At 48.8% G+C, this 19,418-nt stretch carries 19 protein-coding genes; 9 read left to right on the top strand and 10 right to left on the bottom strand.

The genetic code is table 11. From position 1 onward, the window contains the following. Positions 1 to 224: 224 nt before the first annotated feature. Both B3729_RS00510 and B3729_RS00505 read right to left on the bottom strand, forming a co-directional pair. Positions 225 to 1,592 (bottom strand): hypothetical protein, encoded by a 1,368-nt coding sequence (locus B3729_RS00510; protein ID WP_286786729.1) that lies wholly within the window; start codon positions 1,590 to 1,592, stop codon positions 225 to 227. Between the two features lie 902 nt (positions 1,593 to 2,494). Next, a complete protein-coding gene (locus tag B3729_RS00505) occupies positions 2,495 to 4,153 on the bottom strand; it encodes a glycoside hydrolase family 5 protein (RefSeq protein WP_286786728.1) in 1,659 nt (552 codons plus the stop codon). Between the two features lie 338 nt (positions 4,154 to 4,491). On the opposite strand from B3729_RS00505, the gene B3729_RS00500 reads away from it, so the two are divergent. Further along, entirely contained in the window at positions 4,492 to 4,731 is a 240-nt protein-coding gene (locus tag B3729_RS00500; RefSeq protein ID WP_286786727.1) for a hypothetical protein, read from the top strand. Positions 4,732 to 4,756: 25 nt separating this feature from the next. Here the strand turns inward: B3729_RS00500 and B3729_RS00495 are convergent, their stop codons facing one another. Then, positions 4,757 to 5,839, bottom strand: coding sequence for an IS630 family transposase (locus B3729_RS00495; RefSeq protein WP_286786726.1), 1,083 nt, complete (start codon positions 5,837 to 5,839; stop codon positions 4,757 to 4,759). 162 nt (positions 5,840 to 6,001) lie between these two features. On the opposite strand from B3729_RS00495, the gene B3729_RS00490 reads away from it, so the two are divergent. After that, positions 6,002 to 6,217: a hypothetical protein gene (locus tag B3729_RS00490; protein ID WP_125888442.1), complete on the top strand. Its 216-nt coding sequence runs from the start codon at positions 6,002 to 6,004 to the stop codon at positions 6,215 to 6,217. 335 nt (positions 6,218 to 6,552) lie between these two features. On the opposite strand, the gene B3729_RS00485 is transcribed toward B3729_RS00490, so the two are convergent. Together B3729_RS00485 and B3729_RS00480 are read right to left on the bottom strand one after the other, a co-directional pair. Beyond that, entirely contained in the window at positions 6,553 to 7,053 is a 501-nt protein-coding gene (locus B3729_RS00485; protein WP_286786725.1) for a tripartite tricarboxylate transporter substrate-binding protein, read from the bottom strand. A 29-nt stretch (positions 7,054 to 7,082) separates the two neighbouring features. Further along, positions 7,083 to 7,286 (bottom strand): tripartite tricarboxylate transporter substrate-binding protein, encoded by a 204-nt coding sequence (locus B3729_RS00480; protein ID WP_286786724.1) that lies wholly within the window; start codon positions 7,284 to 7,286, stop codon positions 7,083 to 7,085. A 638-nt stretch (positions 7,287 to 7,924) separates the two neighbouring features. Here B3729_RS00480 and B3729_RS00475 point away from each other — a divergent pair. Together B3729_RS00475 and B3729_RS00470 are read left to right on the top strand one after the other, a co-directional pair. Further along, a complete protein-coding gene (locus B3729_RS00475) occupies positions 7,925 to 8,119 on the top strand; it encodes a hypothetical protein (RefSeq protein ID WP_037030278.1) in 195 nt (64 codons plus the stop codon). A gap of 142 nt (positions 8,120 to 8,261) precedes the next feature. Further along, positions 8,262 to 8,606, top strand: a complete 345-nt coding sequence (locus tag B3729_RS00470) for a hypothetical protein (RefSeq protein WP_286786723.1) — start codon at positions 8,262 to 8,264, stop codon at positions 8,604 to 8,606. Between the two features lie 67 nt (positions 8,607 to 8,673). Here B3729_RS00470 and B3729_RS00465 read toward each other — a convergent pair whose 3' ends face one another. The 4 genes from B3729_RS00465 to B3729_RS00450 all read right to left on the bottom strand — a co-directional run bounded on the left by B3729_RS00465 (position 8,674) and on the right by B3729_RS00450 (position 13,618). Beyond that, positions 8,674 to 8,898 (bottom strand): hypothetical protein, encoded by a 225-nt coding sequence (locus B3729_RS00465; RefSeq protein ID WP_074826650.1) that lies wholly within the window; start codon positions 8,896 to 8,898, stop codon positions 8,674 to 8,676. 589 nt (positions 8,899 to 9,487) lie between these two features. Continuing rightward, the gene (gene ssb / locus B3729_RS00460) at positions 9,488 to 9,967 is read right to left on the bottom strand and encodes a single-stranded DNA-binding protein (RefSeq protein WP_286786722.1); all 480 of its coding nucleotides are present in this window, start codon (positions 9,965 to 9,967) and stop codon (positions 9,488 to 9,490) included. Positions 9,968 to 11,194: 1,227 nt separating this feature from the next. After that, the gene (locus B3729_RS00455; protein ID WP_286786721.1) at positions 11,195 to 12,406 is read right to left on the bottom strand and encodes an MFS transporter; all 1,212 of its coding nucleotides are present in this window, start codon (positions 12,404 to 12,406) and stop codon (positions 11,195 to 11,197) included. A gap of 21 nt (positions 12,407 to 12,427) precedes the next feature. Further along, positions 12,428 to 13,618, bottom strand: coding sequence for an MFS transporter (locus B3729_RS00450; protein ID WP_286786720.1), 1,191 nt, complete (start codon positions 13,616 to 13,618; stop codon positions 12,428 to 12,430). Positions 13,619 to 14,224: 606 nt separating this feature from the next. On the opposite strand from B3729_RS00450, the gene B3729_RS00445 reads away from it, so the two are divergent. From B3729_RS00445 to B3729_RS00425, 5 genes are read left to right on the top strand one after another with little or no spacing between them, the layout of a single operon-like run. Further along, positions 14,225 to 14,659: a type IV pilin protein gene (locus tag B3729_RS00445; RefSeq protein ID WP_286786719.1), complete on the top strand. Its 435-nt coding sequence runs from the start codon at positions 14,225 to 14,227 to the stop codon at positions 14,657 to 14,659. After that, a complete protein-coding gene (locus B3729_RS00440; protein WP_010798396.1) occupies positions 14,653 to 15,147 on the top strand; it encodes a pilus assembly FimT family protein in 495 nt (164 codons plus the stop codon). The genes B3729_RS00445 and B3729_RS00440 overlap by 7 nt, the downstream gene beginning before the upstream one ends. Positions 15,148 to 15,205: 58 nt before the next feature. Continuing rightward, positions 15,206 to 15,544, top strand: coding sequence for a hypothetical protein (locus tag B3729_RS00435; RefSeq protein ID WP_139272271.1), 339 nt, complete (start codon positions 15,206 to 15,208; stop codon positions 15,542 to 15,544). After that, the gene (locus B3729_RS00430) at positions 15,541 to 16,263 is read left to right on the top strand and encodes a PilW family protein (RefSeq protein ID WP_286786718.1); all 723 of its coding nucleotides are present in this window, start codon (positions 15,541 to 15,543) and stop codon (positions 16,261 to 16,263) included. The genes B3729_RS00435 and B3729_RS00430 overlap by 4 nt, the downstream gene beginning before the upstream one ends. Continuing rightward, positions 16,260 to 18,392 carry a hypothetical protein gene (locus B3729_RS00425; protein ID WP_286786717.1) on the top strand — a complete coding sequence of 711 codons (2,133 nt, stop codon included), beginning with the start codon at positions 16,260 to 16,262 and terminating at the stop codon, positions 18,390 to 18,392. The genes B3729_RS00430 and B3729_RS00425 overlap by 4 nt, the downstream gene beginning before the upstream one ends. On the opposite strand, the gene B3729_RS00420 is transcribed toward B3729_RS00425, so the two are convergent. Next, positions 18,383 to 19,417: a TerC family protein gene (locus tag B3729_RS00420; RefSeq protein ID WP_286786716.1), complete on the bottom strand. Its 1,035-nt coding sequence runs from the start codon at positions 19,415 to 19,417 to the stop codon at positions 18,383 to 18,385. The two genes, B3729_RS00425 and B3729_RS00420, sit on opposite strands and share 10 nt — an antisense overlap. Position 19,418 lies beyond the last annotated feature (1 nt).

The raw sequence follows: 19,418 nt of genomic DNA, 5'->3' as shown, positions 1-19,418 counted from the left end.
GCTACTTCAGACCTTCCCTAATAAGAATACAGAGAGAAGTCATCGGGTTTCGCTGTTTATGTGCATAATAAAGTGGCTAGTAGTGATGCGCGTTTCTAAATTAATTCTTTTGGTTTTAAATGGCAGATATAGCTCACATTGCTAGAAATAAGTATATGCCAAGGTGAAAATGTTAATATCGCCACCTTGGTATATTCTGGTTGCCTGATCGTGGCCTATTCTAGCTACGGGCATCTGGTTAAATGAAGCTCTCCATTTGGTATCTTCATTGACCATCCTGCCGGTTCTATTAGCACTTGAGAATAAAGTCCATCCATAGTTTTTTTAGCAGCACACAGTCGGTCTCCAAATGATTTGTCTTGGTAAATTACCATCGTCGGCCTGCCTCTTTCGAATATTGAGCTTGCTTTCCAAACATAGGAAAAAACAATCAGTGCCAATAATGAATAGCATGCAATGCGCACATTCCTACCTGCGCTTTCGATAATAATCGAGAGTGCCAGAACAAAGCAAAGCATCGCAATCAAGTTTATTCCGACAAAATAACGGTCAGGGAACGTCGAGTTGTATCCGTTTAGCAGCGTCGTCAGTCCCCCGCGCATCTTGAATGTTAGCGCGACGTAGATGAACAGCGATGCAGCTGAGAATGCGAGTATAAACCACTTACCGTTCCTGCGGGAAAGGTAAAGTGCACATGCAATAAGTGTAATAAATACAACCAGTAAAACTATAGAAGTAACATCGGTCATGTTTCTATAAATTAAATGAACGAATGGGTAGAGCACACTCCTTGCTACAATCGCCTCTACAGCATGATTTTGGTCCCACGCTATAGGCAGCGACGAGCCTGGTCGAACGTTGTCCTTTACCGCGATAATGTAGGTTAGAGAAATCAAGCATAGTGGCGCTAAGCTTTTAATAGTGGCGTGGAGGTTCCTGTTTTTTAGGAGGTAAAGCGCTGCGTATAGAAATACCAGTAACGCAACGACTGGGTTTGTTATCACGAACAAAACTAAAATCGCATCGATAGTAATAGTGCCGATAATTCCAAGCGTTTGGTCTCTTATCATCAGAAGAAAAATAGAAGCCAGCGGCAAAAAAAACCCTATTTGGAGAATCCTTCCAAATATTTCATTTCCATGCAGACCCACTGGAGCCATTACAATTAGAATGTAAAGCACGATCCTCAATGGGTGGCTGATAATACCTTGCGTAGCAAGGTAGCCAAGCGTAGCGATAGCGGCAAAAAAAGCATATGAAAATATAGCTATAAAGAAAGCCAATCCTTCTATGTGGCTTCCTGTAAAAATATAGCTTGTTTTTGCAGCTAGCCAAAGCATAGCGACATTTAGGACGACCTTATAATCAGGCCTTGCATTCCATGCAGTTTGTAGCCATCCATGCTCCATTCCCATACCTGTCCAAACACCATCTTCAGCAAACACAGTCGGATTGAGGAGTGGCTCTGAATTTCGCATAAAAAATAACATGAATGCTATTGCGAAAAGATTTATTGCTACAAGTGCCGAAATTGCAGTAGATGACCTGGGTGCTTTTTTGTTGTGCCATAAATAAGATTCGTTAGTAAGCATGAGGACTTCCAATTAAGGCATGACTAGTATCAGGAGCGTATTAAAAAGCCAAATTTTTAAAGTATTTATTAAAAACATCTGGCTGGTTGCTTATTCTTGATCCATTTTTAAAAATGGATGATTTATAAAATTCATGAAAGTTTGAAGTGAAGTGTTTTTTTATTTCATATTCTTATTGTCTTTTAAGGGGGTGTGAGTTTGTTGCGGAGTATAAAGACCGCCCGAGAGGTGTGAAAGAGTCTAGATGGTTTATATTTTCAGTTTACCAGGGCGCTGGGGGATTAAAAATTGATTACGGTTGTACAAGCGTGGAAAGCTATCCACCAGCTCGCTTCCTTCGGCATGTGCTGCGGATAGAAGAGCGGGGGAAACGCAGATTGTCTTTGGCGTTGTATATGCGATAGGCGATTATCTATGCAACGCGAGGGCTGACAAATTAGGGCATCGCTAGCAAGGGGAGGGCCAACGCAGCGCTTGGGACTCCTAGCTCAGTGGCGAGAAAACTGCTATTTATTGATCCATGAGTAGAGGCAGATCTATGCCTAGACTCATACCATTTAAGGGATTCCTTCAAAAAAGGTCTTTGTGATCGCTAGGGGTCAGCATTGTAAGTCCGCAGCGCTAATTATATTGCAGGTGGTAATCGGGTCCGCCTGTGCAGGCCTAGACATAAGTCTACTGTACCCTGATTTTGCCGCTAGTTTTGCCCGCTTTTCAATGATGCTGATCAGTGAGAGTTAAAACCTAGTGAATTACAGCTGAAATAAGTGGCTGGCTTGGTTAGCAATAAATTGTTGAAGGTCGTGGCTGACCAGAAACTGCTTTGAAATATCTATAAAGATTTTTTTGGATTTCGAATCGTCAAGCGGATAGTTTCGTGCGATTCGAAATCTATATGAGCGTCAGGGTGTGCGTCCTTCCTTATAGCCACTGACAATATAGTGCAATGTTGCTTGATATCTATCAGACCCAAACGCAGCGCGAAGGTCTGCATATTTTGCCAAGTATCTATCTGGGCTGAAAGAAATTTTTCTACCTTCTTTATATCCATTTAGTATGTAGTGTTTGGCTGCTGCATTGATGTCAGTGCCAAACGCTTTTATAAGATCAGGATAGCTTGCGATATAAGATAGAGCATTAAAGGATACCGTTCTGCCTTCCCTATATCCATAAAGGATATAATGTCTGGTCGCAGCATTAGTATCTGTACCAAAGGCTGTAGTTAGGTCAGGGTATGAAGCTATATAGCTTAAAGGGTTAAATGATATTACCCGTCCTTCCTTGTATCCAGTATTGATATAGTGCTGCGTTGCAGCTTGAACGTCTGTACCAAAAGCAGCCGCTAAGTCAGGATACGATGCTATATAGTTTAGTGCATCAAACCCGGATAGTGACACAGGAATATTTGAAACAGGAGCCGTATTTGTAGGTGTGGCTGTTGGTATAGCTGTATTAGGTGTCGACGGGGTAATGACTCCTGCTCCTGATGGCAGAGCTGTAACAGGTGTTACTGCAGGTCCATAGGAAGAGCAGCTTGTATTGTCGATATATTTTTTCAGTGTTGGCCACTGAGGGCGGTCTTGTCCGCCAACGGGTTCTACTGACAGGTTATATGTTCCCCAGCCAGGACCTGCCGCCCAGTAAGTTGCTGGAATACAGTTCTGTCTTAGGTAGGCCAGCATGTTGTCCATAATAGTGAGCCAGCGGGGGTCGTTATCTGGAACACCGAATTCTCCAATAAAGCCTCGCCTGCCGTTTTTCTTCAGCCATTCTATAAAGGGCTTAACACGTTCAACACCATATGTTGGGCTTAGGGTGCTAACGTCGACAGCGTCGTATGTGCCGCCAGCTCCCTCATCAAAGTAGGTATGTGCTTCGAAAATAATATTATTTGCAGGATCCTGCAGTTTGAGCAGTGGATCATTCCAGTATGCCCAGCGGGTGGCCTCAGCCCATCCGTTACCTTCGATCATGATGGGGCGAACATTATCTATACTGCGAATACCATTAATCCCATATTGAGCAGCCGTTGGCCAATAGGCTAGGGCATCATGGGGCTCGTTCATGATGTCGTAAGCATACAACGATGGTTGGGTGCTCCAGCGCTGTGCAATCTTGGCCATGATGTCCTGATATCTTTGATAAGGCACACCACTTGTACCAATAATCTGTCCCCGATAACGCATGTAGTTATGCAGGTCCAGAATTACCTTCATGCCATATTTATTGGCAAGATTAAACGTACCATCTATCAAGGCAGTGTAAGTCGGATCCAGCGGCCCACCTAGGGTAGGCTGAAGGCGTTCCCAAAGAATAGGAAAGCGAATCAGCCGTATGCCTTTGGCGCTCCATTGCTGAAAGTAAGGCTCTGTAGGAAAGATATAATTACGGCCGTTTACGCCAGGCAGCACTTGTCCTGCAAACCCTGCTCCAGACATATTCAGACCTATCAAGTCTACAGATGCCTTAGCAGTTTCGGTTTGGACGGTCAATAAAACAAAAAATGACAGGAAAAGCGGCGCTTTTCTGGTAAAGCCGGACAGATAAAAAAGTATATTCATTGCTCACACCTAATATGGACAACGGAGCGCACGACTGCTTATCGTCAAAAACGGCCGAAAGTTTAATTTGATGGTTTTTTGACAGAATAGAGCTGGATGTATAGTGCCTCAGCGTTTTAGCAATACTCAGGCCAAGCTCCAGAGTACGTCTATGTTTGCTGACGAAAGGGTACGAAGACGGCATCGCTGCCTTTTGTGCGGTTGCTAGCCTGGTGATGAGCTTGTCTTGCCATGCTTTAACGAATCATGATCTTTTGATCATATCGGCGTATGAGTAGGTTAGGTATAACGTTCAAGTGATGTGTAGTTTCATTCCTAAGCTCAGGAGTCTGCCCGGTATGCTTTACGGTAATCAACAAATCATGGTGGCGTTACTGTCCCGTTTGAACCGGAACCAATTAGCGCTCGGCGCAGCGGTTGAGGAGCTTGCAATTTGGATTGATCAGCGCGGGTTAACCGATGTGTCAGGTCGTGCCATGGAGCATCTTGAAGAGCTTGCAGCAAATGCTGATTTCATTAGTGAAGCTCTTCTGACGCTTATGGATAGTGCCCAGGACAAGCACCAGAATGACTCTTAGTGTGGTGAATCACAAGTACGTTTAATTAGTTCCTACGAAAAGCTCGTGCTGCCCGACCTACCGAAGCCAGGATTTCACCAGCGCTCCTACTCCAGCGGACGGGCCTCGGGTTCTGGTTGTAAGTAGCCAGGTAATGGTTAATAGACTGCTCAAGATCGCTTACGCTGGTATGTGATTGCCGCTTGATCCATCTCTGGCTAAGGGTCGAGAAAAAGCGTTCTACCAGGTTTAGCCAGGAAGCCGAGGTTGGGGTGAAATGCACCTGATAACGAGGGTGTGCGGCTAGCCAGGCCTTTACCTGATCGGTCTTATGCACCGCATAGTTGTCCATGATCAAGTGAACCGGTAGGTCCGTACAGATCTCTTCATCAATAGCCTTCAAGAACTCCACAAACTCAGCGCTACGATGACGACGCTTGAGACGCCCGATCACTTCGCCTGTGGCAACATCCAGCGCAGCAAACAAGGACGTTGTGCCAAAGCGCTGATAATCATGTGCTCGAATTACCGGATGGCCTGATGTCAAAGGCAGACCTGGCTGGGTTCGATCCAGGGCCTGGATCTGGCTTTTCTCATCGATACACAGCACCAGAGCCTTATCCGGTGGGTTCAGGTATAGCCCAACGATGTCATGAACTTTATCAACGAAGGCCGGATCGGTTGAGGGTTTGAACGTCTGCTCAAGGTGAGGCTTAAGGCCAAAGGCTCGCCAGATACGTTGCACACTGGCCATGGAAATATCGGTAGCCTTGCTCATGCGGCGCGAACTCCAGTGGCTGGCATCCTCAGGCTTGGTTTGCCGGACCCGATCAACAACCTCCTGAACCTTCTCGTCACTGATACTGCGGGGTCGCCCAGATCTGGGCTCATCATTAAGCCCCTCAAGTCCCCACTGTGAGAAGCGAAGACGCCACCGCGATACGGTCTGAGCGGTAATACCCAGGCGCCTGGCAATCGATGAGCCAGGTTCACCGCTAGCGCAAGAAAGGATGATTTCAGCGCGTAGTTTTGAATCCGCAGGACCTTTACGCTGAGCCCTACGACGGCTGAGCTCGGCATGTTCTTGCCTGGTTAGTGTGATCTGTACAGCGGGACGGCCTGTTCTCATCGCATGCCTTCTTGACTCAGCTTTGAGCATTCACTCTGCAGACCATATTTGTGCTTGGTAGTTGTGATTCACCACACTAGGAAAGAAACGCCGTAAAGCCTCTCGTCTTGCACTTATTGGCCATGTTGAAGGTCCCACTTAGTCTAGACAGGAGAATCCAAAATGAAACGAGCAGCATGGGTGACAAGTATCTTATTCGGGGCATTGTTGGCGACTGGCTGTGTACCGTGGGGCAAAGATCAAGGGGGCGGAGATGTCAGTCCGCAGGAGCAAGGTGGTGCGGCAGGTGGACCTGGAGGTGCGGGCAGCGGTATGGGCGGCACTGGCGGGGCGGGCGGATCTTCATCCGGCTCGGGCGGCGGATCAGGCAGTCGCTGAGTTTATTCCGTCACAAGAGAAATAATGTTTGAAAGCAGCTCCTTATACACTGGTACGAAGCACGCAGTGCTATGGCCTGCTTTTGAGGAGAGTATTCATAAGTGCTGATTCAGCTTGTTGAAACCCGGCCGATGAGTCGGGTTTCGCTTTCGTATCAAGCTGGTCTTCACGTTGTCTAAGCTTATGTGCCTGCTGATTGTGCAGATAGGCCCTTAAACAGGCTGCCGAAGCGGTGCTGGTTAAGTTCAGAATCTATCCGTTGTGGCGCTTAGGCGCTATTGCTTAGCTTGCTTATACCTAATTCTGTTATGAGCTTACCGGAATAACCATTTTCATCAGTGATGCGTTGTTTGAGTTTGCTCGGGTGAAAGAGAAGCCTGAGTAAGCAGATAACGCTTTTGCAATTCCTGATAGTCCTGGGTCTGCTGCATACGGGCTACTTTATTAAATAGGTCGGAAATCGTTGGGTCTGGTGTATTAGCTGACACGAACCATCCAATCCAGCCATTTATATCCATCGGCATATCTTGCTCAGTGAAGGTTTTGACGGCCGGCCAGTTAGGAAGGCGATCTTTGCTGGTTACAGTAAGAGCGTGTACCTTTCCTTCTGCTCTACGGCTGTTAACCTGTCCGCATACAAATATCGTGGCGGCCAATCCTCCGTCGAGTAGGTCGCCGACAATAGCTGTGGTGTGACTGTATGTTTGCATGCGCAGAGCAATTTCTTCTTCGCAGCCCAACATCAAGCCTGCCAGATGACTTTGAGACCCATACAGAGCTATACCTACATATCGGAAGTGTGGTTTTTTGCTAACCCAGTCGACATAGGCACCCACGCTCTGGATAGACTGCGGAACTGCTGGCCCTACAGCAAGAGCATAAGTGTAGTCCCTAACAAGGCGAGGGGCGTAAAGTCGTTGATCGGGTCATATTCGATCGGGTCATATTCGATCGAGTCATAAACATTGGGAAGTAGGCTCATTGAGGCTGAAACGGCTTGGAGAATAGTTGTGCCGTCTGGTGTTGCCTGCTTGGCTAGTGCGACTAGCCAAACGTGTGTTCTGCTCACTGATGATCTGCAAGCAGTACTCAAATGGAGCTTGTTTGGAGAAAACAGGCTATAAGCGCTCAGCCATTTCGGTACTGAATGCTTCTTTTGGCTGACCAGTTTTACATTGCTGGACTTCTGGGCTTCCAAGGAAGTTAATGAAGCATCTAGAAGGGCGACCCAGATCCATACAAAAAATGTCTTTGACTGATGATGACGTGGCTCTTGTACTGACCGATGAATACTTAGAGGCAAGCGCTAGGGCTGCTGGTATTTCAGGGTAGTTCGAGCTATTGAATACGCTAATTGGTAGCGCGTTAAAATACTCTTAAATTACTTTCAGACGTAATTATGCATTTAGTCTGTATTATAAATAAGAATTATTTGTATTTCTGAAGCGCCGATGCGTAACTTTGATGGTGGGATATACAAAGCCTTTCCTGCACATCGACAACTCTGCCGCAATAGTCGGTTAAGCAGTACTTTATTTGGTGTAAAATAGAGAGTATCGAAAGAAACGCGCGCTATCCTGATCGATAACCAGCGATCTTGAAATCGGTACTGAGTGTCGGGTTGTGTTTTCGATCACTCAAATCTTGAGTATCCTTACACGTTTAACGTTGTAGTTCGCTCTGTACGGAATAGTCTGGAGCGGCTGAGTGTATATGGGAAAATGGATCAACCTGAAGCGCAATCTCCAGATAGAGGGGTGGGCGTTTCTATTGGCGTTTGGCTGTATTTTCTTTGGATTCAGGCACAGTTACTGGCTGTGGATGCTGGTCCCGTTGTGTCTAGGGTTGGGTGTTGATTGGCATCGACTGATGCCAGACAAAGATCCTGAAGAACTACCGTGACACTTAGCCAATCTGACGCGGCCGCACCAATACTGTTGATGCAGCTTTCATTCGAACATCTTTCTTGACGTTAATTGATCGAGACGGCTCCAGAGGTTCTGGATTCGTATTTAATCAATGGAGCGGTTTAGCCGGGGTAGGCATGAAGCGTTTAGTAGTAGTTATCAGCCTTGCTTTAACAGGTTGCGCTGGGGTTGGCGATATTGAAAAGGTACAGCCTTCTCTAGCGGGAAGATCAAATAAAGATCCAGATGCCTTTATGGAGTGCCTGATGGCAGACCTGTCTGTCAATCAGTCAAAAGTTATTATTGAGAGGAAGGGAAGTAGTATCAAGGCCCTGGTTCCTCAAGGGTTGGCCTCGCCAGCTCCGGCACTGGTTATTGCTGACAAGACTTCGCATGGGACTAAAGTCGTCCTGCGAGACGGCAAGGCGAATAATCCCTTTCCTTTTGCTGGAATCAGAAGCACCGTATCAGGCTGCTTGTAAATAGCGATAGCGATCATTAAGCCTTTTAAAAACAAAGCTCCACATGCAGTGGAGCTTTGTTTTACGGTTAGCGATAACGACGATGAGAAACATCGAAATCTGTTTTCGCCGTCAGGCTCATGTCAACACTGCGCTGGTCGTTGACATTGGCCGCTAATGACATGTCAGCCGATGGCCTACACTGCTCAAGACAGGAGTCTCCATCATACGCCCACCATACTGTCATACTGAAAGCGGCAAGAAATAGCCAGCTCAGCAAATTACCGGTCTCTACTTTTGACGACTCGTTCATAACGTTTCGCTCCATGAATACGCTAAGGATGATGGCATTTTGGCGCCGCTCTCTTTTTACTCTTAACGTTTGAAGTTGGCTAGTGCTTGTTTGACAATTAACAGCGTCTTTTAAAAATATGTGGAACAGCTTAAGTTAGTTGCGTAGCTAACTTCTCATAAGTGCTTTGCCTAATAGATTGCACGAAAGAAGAAGGGGCTCTAGGTGTGACTAATGTTAACTCTTAACTATCACTAACTGGATACAAAATCAGCCAGGCCTAATACAGAAATAACCCCTGCATAAAAAAGCAGTGCGTAAGCAAAACTTGTCCAGATGAGTCGACGGCGAAGTTGTATGCGGGTCATAAAGCATTCCTTGCTGAGTAGAGATAGAGCGGAAGCGTGAGTCAGCTGGGCGACAAAACGAAGTGATGAAGCTGATCTGCCAGCTATGACCATAAAAATTTAAAAGCGCTGCACAGCGGGCGAAAAAAATTAGCTCAAAAGGTGAATGAAACATCATTCACCGCCTGAGAAGCGATGTGCGTATGCCCTGAAGAACTGAGAGCCAGCCATCACATGGCAGAAGAAAAGGCGCCTAAGCGCCTTTAAAAGGGAATATCATCATCGAAGCTGTCGTAGTCTGGAGCCGGCTGGGTTGAGGGCTGCGGCTGTGTAGGCCTACGGGCTTGCCCAGAGGATTGTTTGCCGGATTGTTGGTTACTCGATGGTTCGTTATCCCCTCGGCCGCCAAGCAGTTGCATGGTACCGCTTATGTCGACGATAACTTCAGTCGTGTAGCGGTCTTGCCCGTCTTGGCCCTGCCACTTTCGTGTGCGTAACGTACCCTCTATGTAAACCTGTGACCCTTTGCGAAGGTATTCGGCGGCTATCTCGGCCAGCCGGCCAAAAAAAACGACCCGATGCCACTCGGTTCGTTCTTGCAACTGACCACTCTGCTTGTCCTTCCAGCTTTCACTGGTTGCAAGGGTGATATTGGTGATGGGGTTACCATTGGGCGTATAGCGGATTTCGGGATCGGCACCTACATTACCAATGAGAATAACCTTGTTGATACCTCTAGCCATTCGAAACCTCACAGTCAGCACTAGGGCTGCGGTCTTTTGTATACATTACTGATGTCCATACGTATAAGCCGACTATTTTAGTTTGCCCATCGATACGTTCAATCATTCCTGAAAACTGAAGTTGAGAGTTGCTCAGTAAGCTGACATCTAAACGGTCAGAAGCGTGCTTTATAAGTAAATTGCGCGCTCGTTTTAAATTTTCGAAGTTCTAGGTCGTGCTTTACAGATATGGGGGCGAGAGGGTTAAAAACAATATCAATTGTTTGGGTTGTATGGACCGCTTGTCGCTTTTTCAAGTGTTTGGATCGTAGAGTAAGAAATATAAGCTGGCGTTTTGCAGGTCATTAATGAAATTACGAATCCCTGATATGAATTTATATAGAAAATTCCATTTCTAAAAAACATGAGCATTAAGCGGGTGCCTGATGTAGGGGCTTTTTCAAGACAAGCAGCCTAGGCGCAAGCTTTGGTAATGACTTAGGTACGGAAAGAGTTGTTATTAATCACTTGGATATGGGAGCCATGCTCTGTTGGCTCCTTATGGCACCAGCGGCAAAGTTTTTAGACTAGTGGCCATTTGATGGCGTATGGTAATTGTATAATGGGCTCTCTTGGATCGACGTAGCGTTGAATGCTTTGAGTCTGATATTCATTTCAGCTTTGGGATAGGAGGCCGTTAAATTGACATTGAGTCAACGTTTCGGCTTACCCGATAAGATTGTCCCGGTTGTTTGTATGGGCAGGCATCTTCAAAGGAGTCATTAATTGTCTTTTATTCGTGTTGGGCTCTATGGGTTTTAGACTTTTTGCCATGCCTGTATTGGTGCTGTTGGTAGGCCAGGCTGTTTCGATCGTTCTTTTCGTTTGGGCGGGTAACGTTGAAGCGCTAGTGCTTTTGGATCTAGCGATTACTGCCAAGCTGATTAGCTTGATGATGTGGTTGGTAAGTTTGTCGATAGGTCTGTCGTGGCTGTTAACACGCCTCCAAAAACTGCTGCGCTGGAAAAAAGGAAGGCTGCATGGAGGGTGTATCCATTGTGAGGGCTTGTTAAGCCATCATGATGATGAGCACGGGTTCTACAGTAAGTGCTTGATGTGTAATGCGAGGCATTATTGATAATATCTTGCTAACTTGGCCCGAAGCTTTTACGCCATAGGTTGTTAGTGTGTGCTGAACGAAAGTATCCAGCTGACATGCGTATCAGCTGGCTAATTTCATCTGTAAGCCTAGCTTGGCCGATCCTGCCTGGCGTTAGGTGTTTCCATAGCACGCTGCGCCTGTTTGAAAAGATAAAGACACAGCAGAAGGCCGGCTAGAGACATTATTGCAGCAAAGAGATAAATGGAGTTGAAGCCAAACGCATTGGCAATGCTGCCGGCTACGGGGCCGGTAATTCCGAGCGACATGTCTAGGCACAGTGAGTAGGCACCTAGCGCAGCGCTTCTGTTAGTGGCGGGGACCTTTACAATGGCCTCTACACCCAGGGCGGGATAAACAAGCGAGAGGCCAAAGCCTGCTAACGCGGCTCCTGCCATGGCCATGCCGGGTGAAACGGCTAGCCACAGAAGCAGCAGACCTAGTGTTTCTACGATAAAGCAGGCAATGGCGACGGAGTATCCGCCGAAGCGGTTGACTGTTCCTGCAAATAAAAGACGGGCGCAGATGAACGCAGCACCAAATGCGGTCAGGCTATAGGCAGCGTTTGGCCAGCCATGGCTGCCGTAGTACAGCGTAATGAACGTCGCGATGGTGCCAAAGCCAATCGAGCTTAACAGTAGGCCCAATCCATAAGGACTGATGCGCCAGAAGACACGAAGAAAGGGGAGGCGCTCGCCAGGAATGACAGGAGCAGGCTCTTTATTCCAGGCCAGGGCCAGGCCGATGGCGGCCAGTAAAACAATGCTTACACCCAGGCTCCAGAGCCCCAGGCTGCTTACCATGGCGACGCCTAGCGGAGCACCAATGGCCAAGGCGCCGTAGGCTGCGATCCCGTTCCAGGAAATTACCTTGCTGACGTGCTGCATCCCAACACTGCCCATGCCCCAGCTCAGCGAGCCTGTACCAATCAGTGCCTGGGCGCATCCTAGAAAGACTCGCCCTATGATAAGCAGCACCAGGCTTGCAACCTGAAAGTCCTGTAGCAGAGTTGAGATGAAAGTCAGGATGCCACAGATGCCGCAGCCAAACAGCCCTGCGATTACGCCTTTCTTGGGGCCGATGCTATCAGCAATCTTGCCTGCAATCGGGCGCGTAAACAGGGTGGCGATGTATTGGATGCTAATGGTCAGGCCTGCCATGACCGACCCAAAGCCCAGGGTGTCATGGACATATCCGGGCAGGATGGCAAGCGGTAGACCAATGGCCAGAAACGTCAAAAAGCTGAAAACGACGATTGAGGCGATACGCAAGGTAATGGCAACGGATTCTGAAGCGTTCATCAGTAGGTAAGGCCTCCCGGCTCAGACGTTAGGATTCCGTTTTAGCAGCGTGATACTCAATGCCAAGCCCATTAACGACGCCAGGGCTGCGCTTAGGAACATAATGGGATAGCCAAAGTTCGCTGCAATGGCCCCAATCAATGGACCCGTGATACCTAATGAGAGATCAATGAAAACTGAGTAGGCGCCCAGCGCCGAGCCTCGGTTCGCGGCTGGCACCAGCCGGACGGCCTCGACACCCAGTGCAGGAAATACCAGGGAAAAGCCAAACCCGGTCAGAGCTGCGCCTGCAAGCGCAAGGAAAGGTGCCGAGGCCTGCCAGAGCATCAGTAATCCGAACGTCTCGACGGTCAGGCAGACAATCGCTACCCGAAATCCGCCTAGTCGATTGATGGCATTGGCAAACAAGAGGCGTGCACAGATGAAGAAAAAGCCGAATACACTCAGGCAAAAGGCCGCGTTGTCCCAATGACGGCTGCTGTAGAAGAGTGTGATGAAGGTTGCGATGGTTCCAAAGCCGATTCCGCCTAGCGCAAGGCCCATGCCATACGGCGCAACCCGCCCCAGCACATTGAGAAAGGGCATGCGTTTACCAGGCACAATTGCAATGGCAGGTTTAGGTCTGGCCAGGTAGAAGCCTAGCAGGGCAAGCAAAAGAATGCTGACACCCATGCTCCATAGGCCCAGACCATTGACCAGCATGACGCCCAAGGGTGCGCCAACGGCCAAGGCCCCATAGCTGGCGATGCCATTCCAGGAAATCACCTTGGCCGTATGCGCCGCCCCGGTACGACCAATCGCCCAACTGATGGCTCCCGTGCCTACAAGACTTTCCGAGCAGCCCAGGATAAGGCGTCCTGCCAGCAAACACCCTAAGCTGATTGAGGGTGCGTTCTGTAAAAGCGTCGATGCCAGCATGAGCGTCCCACTTACGCCACATCCAGCCATGCCATAAATGACAGCTTGCTTGGCGCCTATGGTATCGATGACTTTACCAGCATGGGATCGTGAGAGAAGCGTAGCGAGGTATTGACTGCTAATGACGAGTCCGGCGACGACCGAGTTGAACCCCAACTGGTCGTGCACATATTTGGGCAGGACCGCAAGTGGAATCCCGATGGTCAGATAAGCAAGGAAAGTAAAGAGGACAGTTGAAACGACTACAAGCGTAATTGCAAAAGGTCGCTGTGATTGGGACTCGGTGTTCGACATGGACAACAAAAGCGTTCCTGAATGTTTGAACTGTTTATTGGATCATTAGCTAAGCATCCAATAAAGCGATATTACCGTGTAGACGCTGCTGAGCAGGGTTTCGTTACGTAAGCTACTGCATGAGGTATTTGCCGTATTAAAGCGTTATCAGATGAGAGGCCTAGCAAGCTATACCTCATTTCAGAACACAGATTAAAAAGTTAAAGTAATTTCCAGGATTATTTGATTTATATAGATTAATCAGCTACTTAATGAATAAAGTTAAAGCTGAAAGTAAGTATTTGATTGAGGAAAGGGCCCTTCTGGCTAGACTGTTTTCTGGCAGCGTCTTCCGCTTCGCTAGCCTTGCGCCAGAATATTGTCATCAACGACTTGCATCATGGCGCTTTACCAGCTTCTCTTATCGTATATGCATAAAGTTTGAAAGTGCTCTGGCCCTTTATTGATGCTGTGTCCAGCCTGAAGCAGAACAACAGTTTGCTTAGCTGGCACAGCATTTGAATAGGTATTGGTAGTTGGCTGTATAACGATCAATGGTTCAGGGAAAGTCCGAACACTGTTCGGAATTATCGTGCATGGACGTTAAAGAGACGTAGGTTCAAACACATGCATAAGCATATCGATACTCGCCGCAGCGGCGGTTTTACACTTATCGAAATTCTGATTGTGGTCGCCATAGTCGGCATCCTGGCGGCTATCGCGGTTCCGTCCTACAGCTCGTATGTCACTCGCAGCCAGATCAAGACAGCGCAGGGCGACCTTGTGGCGCTTGGACTTAATATGGAGAACGTGCGGCAGCGTACCCTGAAATATTCCTCTGCGCCGGTTACAACGACCACAGCTGCCACACAGGCGCTGTTCAATGGCAAATGGCAGCCTGCTCAGGGTGCGGATTTCGAATACATGATCACTCAAGTCACCGATACGGCCTATACGCTATCTGCCCGTGGCAAGAGTGCCAAGTTGAGCACCTGTACACTTACATTGACAAGCAAGAACGAACGTACCGCGACCGGGTGCCCAGGAGTGACATCATGGTAAAACAGGCCAAGGGTTTCACCCTGATCGAACTGATGGTCACGTTGGCTGTGATGAGTATTCTTTTGATGGCAGGCGTTCCCTTGACTCAGGGATGGTTGAACAGTGCTCATCAGCGTGATGCTGCCAGTGTTCTTCAACAGGGAATTGCGCGGGCCAAGGCGATGGCATTGAGGAACCCGGCGGGCGTCGTCGGAGCGGATAAACCTGCTGCCTTGCTCTGTTTGAACGATACTTCCTTGGTGCTGGCCCAGCCAGTTGCCGGGCAAAGCGCCTTTAACTGCGGGCAGGTGGGTAATGCCCAGGTTGTATGGAGCAGTGCGCTACCCAAACAAGTTACCATCGAGTCCGACAACAAGTCCTTCCAGTGCGTCGCATTGGATAACCGAGCGCTACCTTTCCAAAGTAGCCCGTCGGGACTTGATTGCGCCACGGTGGATCTGGCAGTGAAGGCGGGTCGAGAAGATGCGCTTCCGATCACCATCATTTAATGGCAGGTCTTGCCAGCGCGGCGATACGCTGATCGAGGCCCTGGTGGGTGTCTTGCTGATGTCAATCATAGGCATCGGCATGATTCATATCGCCACGCGTATTCAGCAGACGCAAACAGACCTGCATATCCAGAACTATATCGTGGTGCAAATGCGCAACCTGCTGCATGTCTATGGAACAACGCTCTGTCCAGGTAATAGCGCCAATAGCAAAGCCATTGTCTATTCACCCATTGATGGTTCCCCATTTCCACTGGATGTGGAATGCACGACGACGTCGGGTGCTATTTCGCTGGGTGGACGCACGGTAGATGCGTCTCCTCAACACGTTATGCTACAGACCCGTGCCATGGATCAGGAGGTATTTGGTCTGCCCATTCAGGTGGGCGATCTGTGACAGACAGTCGTCAGAGGGGATTCAACCTGATCAGCCTCATGATAGGCATGGTCATTTCGCTGATTACCATACTGGCGATGTTGTCGCTATACCGGACCCTGGTAGGTGTAAGTGTAGAGTCGGCAAGCCTGGCTAAGGTGGAGGGGCAGAAAGCCTCGGGACTTTTGACAGCACAGATCGCTTTGCAACAGGCAGGGTTTGGTTTGCCGGTAACTGGTACCAAGCGACCTCAACTAGGTACGGATCTGGTCTTCATCCGTGATGCAGTGCTGTCCAAGGCAGACGAAAACAATGTGCGCAAATTATCGGGTGGAACGGTAATCGATTTTACCAAAGCGGACCCGATTAAAGGGTCGTTGGGAAACGCGATTATCTGGGGCTTCAATGCCAGCACTATTACGGCTGCTCCGATCGCGGATGCCTATCAATGCAGCGGTCTGGTCTCGACTTCCTCAGGGCTTGTACTGCTCAAACCCATGAAGTGCACAAGTGCGAAGATGTGGGCATCGCTGGATTGGATCACGGCTGACCTGATCAACGAGATGGGCAGCGATACACAGGGCGCCTATATGCAGGTGGTCGAAGCGACATGTTGGCCTTTTAGTACAAATGAAGGGGTTCATGCGGTACAGGTGCGTTTTCCCGTATTGGATCTGGAACCGCAGCCTGAGCCGCTGACGATTAGTTTTACCACGTGCCTGTCGAATTTCGCGCCATGATTAGCTTTCCGGCTCGCCAAAAAGGTATCGCCTCACTGATGGTCATTCTGCTGACTGGAATGACGCTGACCATTGCAGCGCTAGGCATGATGTACATGGTGCAAGGCACGCAGGAGCGGCAGCTGGCGGTTCATGCAACAACGCCAGCCCAGTTGAAGGCCTGGACAGGCGTGGAGCTGCTGAGGCAATTTTTGACAAACCGATCTACAAACGATCTGGAGGCGCTTGCAGCGGGTGAAATTGCTGTGGGTGGAACTGAAGGATTACGGGTAGAGCTATTGTCCAAGACTAAGCCCAAAAGCGATCAGTACCGCATAGTAGCTAATGTTACGGGTAGAGCAGCCGACTCAACTGCTATCGTACAAGCGATTTTTGAGGTCAATCCGCTGGACTACACCTCAACGGGTACAGGCCCGACGACTGGAGCTGCTTCAGGTGCAACCGGTCCCTCAAGTCCTGCATCAGTACCGCCTCTCATCCGAATTAGTACAGATCTCAACCTAAATGGGTCTGTCAGCTTCGAAGGGCCGCAACAGGCCAATATAAGTGTCAAAGGAAAGGTCAATCTTTCTGGTAATGTCACGGGTCTGGATGCAATCAGTTCAACGGATGATATTACGGTCGGCAGCTCGGTTTCTGTCAGTTCATTGACGACAAACGGCAACGTGACGCTGGAAGGAAACGCTTCGGCACTAACTGTCTCAGCTATCAAGAACGTAACCCTAACCGGAAATGCTAGCGCGGGAACGGTTACCGCCAATGGCACGCTTAATATGGCTGGGCGTCAGATTTCGACAGCGAACGTAACCGGGAATGTCAATATAAGCAGTGGCGCTATCACGACACTTAATAGTCAAGCAGACGTTTTTTGGACAAGTAAGGATTCAGCTAGAGAAATCAATACCAATGGTAAGGTTACTTATTTCGGTTCCAATAACAGTACGGCTGTAGCGGCTATTGGCGATATACGAATTGATGACGGCGCGGTCCAGACGGTTAAAACCCAGGGTAATACAATAATAAATCGAGGAGAGATAACTAGCCGCCTCGATGGACAAGGCGCTTTGACCGCAAGTACTGGTCTTGTTGCAAGCGGAACAGTTGGCGGTGCGCTCACGGTAGATAAAAATTCCAAGGTAAACGTAGTACGGACTATTAATTATCAGGTCAATGTACCGCGCGTTACTGTTCAAACTGTGAAAGAAACAGTAGTGCAGACGAGTAAGGTAGACGCTTATCAACTTCGTTCCAACGCCAATTATGTATTTCAACTCTCATCCACTGGGCAGCGACAGGTAACTGTCCAAGGTGTCAGTGGTATTGCTAATGGTGTTTATCTCCTGGGAAATTACCCGGATGCTGGCGGAAGAGGTTACCGTGATTTTCTTTGTAACGAAGTTAATGCTCAGGGTATGTGTACCGCTCCGCTTCAGCCTAATAAGACGATATGTCAGGGCGCAACTACATTTAATGGCTGCATAACTTACAGAGATGGATTGTGGTCGCTTTCTGGCTGGAGCCTTGCGCCAGGTGTCCTATGGTTTCAAGGGGATGTTCAAGCTGGGAGCGGTGTTTATTACAACAGCATTATTGCGACGGGCAACATAGCAACTACCGCCAAAAATAAAACTATCGCTGTCAATTATGCTGGCTTTGATCCGATTTGTAGAAATACGCGACGCGCAGAAGACAACGTTCCGGCCAGCCTGGATTTGGCTGGACTCTATCCTTTGAATCTTTGTGATATAGCAAAAGGTCTTTATAAGCCCTCTGCTGTAGGAAACGTGGCGCTGCTAGCGGGGGGTTACCTCAACGGCACTTTCTCTGGGGGGACGGTCACTTTGGGAGCCAGTAACGATGTTTATGGCAGCGTAGTGGCGGGTAATAACGTTGTGACAACCGGGAACACACGGGTCCACGGTACGATTACGTCTGCCGCTCAAGGCGGAGGCATTCAACAACTTGGAGGCTCAACCACGATTGATACCACAGCGTGGCCTTCCACCTTTTCTCCCGAGCAGGCCCCCGGTAATGCGCCGGAAGGCTCTGGTACGACAAACAGTGGCGCTATGTATGATATTGGTCGGGCTCAGCCTACGGTCCAGATTCTTTGGACCCGTTATTTATGATCCCCCCAAGGGCCGGAGTTGTTTTTAGAGGTGCCTGTCTTTAAGTGCTCGGCGTGTCCGCGTGTCTTGAACAACGACAACACAATACCACCAACCAGCAGACCAAAGGTTACACCCAGTGATAGCGGTGCCGGGATTGAGCCAATGAAGGAGTGTGCAAAGATCTTGGCCCCGATGAAAATGAGCACCAACGCCAACGCATATTTTAAATAGGCGAATCGGCTGATCATGGCAGCCAAGGCAAAGTAGAGCGCTCGAAGGCCCAAAATGGCACAAATGTTTGATGTGTAAACGATAAAAGGCTCCTGGGTGATCGAGAAGATGGCCGGAACGCTATCCACCGCAAAAACCAGGTCCGCCATTTCGATGAGTATCAACGCCAAGAGAAGCGGAGTGGCGTAGACCAGGGGCTTGCTGAAGCCTTCCTTTTCCTTGCGTATCAGAAAGCGATCACCATGAAGCTGGTCCGTCACGCGGATATGCTTGCGCAAGAAGCGCAGCATGGGATTTTGGGCCAGGTCGGGCTGGTCGTCGTGGCGGCTGAAGAGCATTTTGATTCCTGAGATCAATAGGAACGCGCCAAATACATAAAGGATCCAATCGAAGCGTTGTACCAGCGCAGCGCCAACGCCAATCATGATGGCACGCATGACAATGGCGCCGAGTACACCCCAGAACAGGACTTCATGCTGGTATTTACGCGGAATTTGAAAAAAGCTGAAGATCAGCGCCATGACAAAGACGTTATCCATCGAAAGCGACTGTTCGACCAGATAGCCTGTGTAATATTCAAGGGCGCGAGTGGCACCAAATTCGTACCAGATCCATCCACCAAAGGCGATCCCGAACGAGATGTAGCCTGCCGACATCACCAGGCTCTCCTTGATGCCTATTTCGTGATGATTGCGCTGCAGGACACCCAGATCGAAGATCAGAAGCAAGAGTACGATGATAAGAAAGCTCAGCCACAGCCAAGCGGCGGCGCCCATGAAGGGCGTAGTCAGGAAATCAAATGCGTCGGGCATG

This window comes from Pseudomonas sp. UBA3149, from assembly GCF_002364655.1.
Lineage (GTDB): Bacteria > Pseudomonadota > Gammaproteobacteria > Pseudomonadales > Pseudomonadaceae > Chryseomonas > Chryseomonas luteola.
This window is presented reverse-complemented; position numbering and strand designations above follow the sequence as displayed.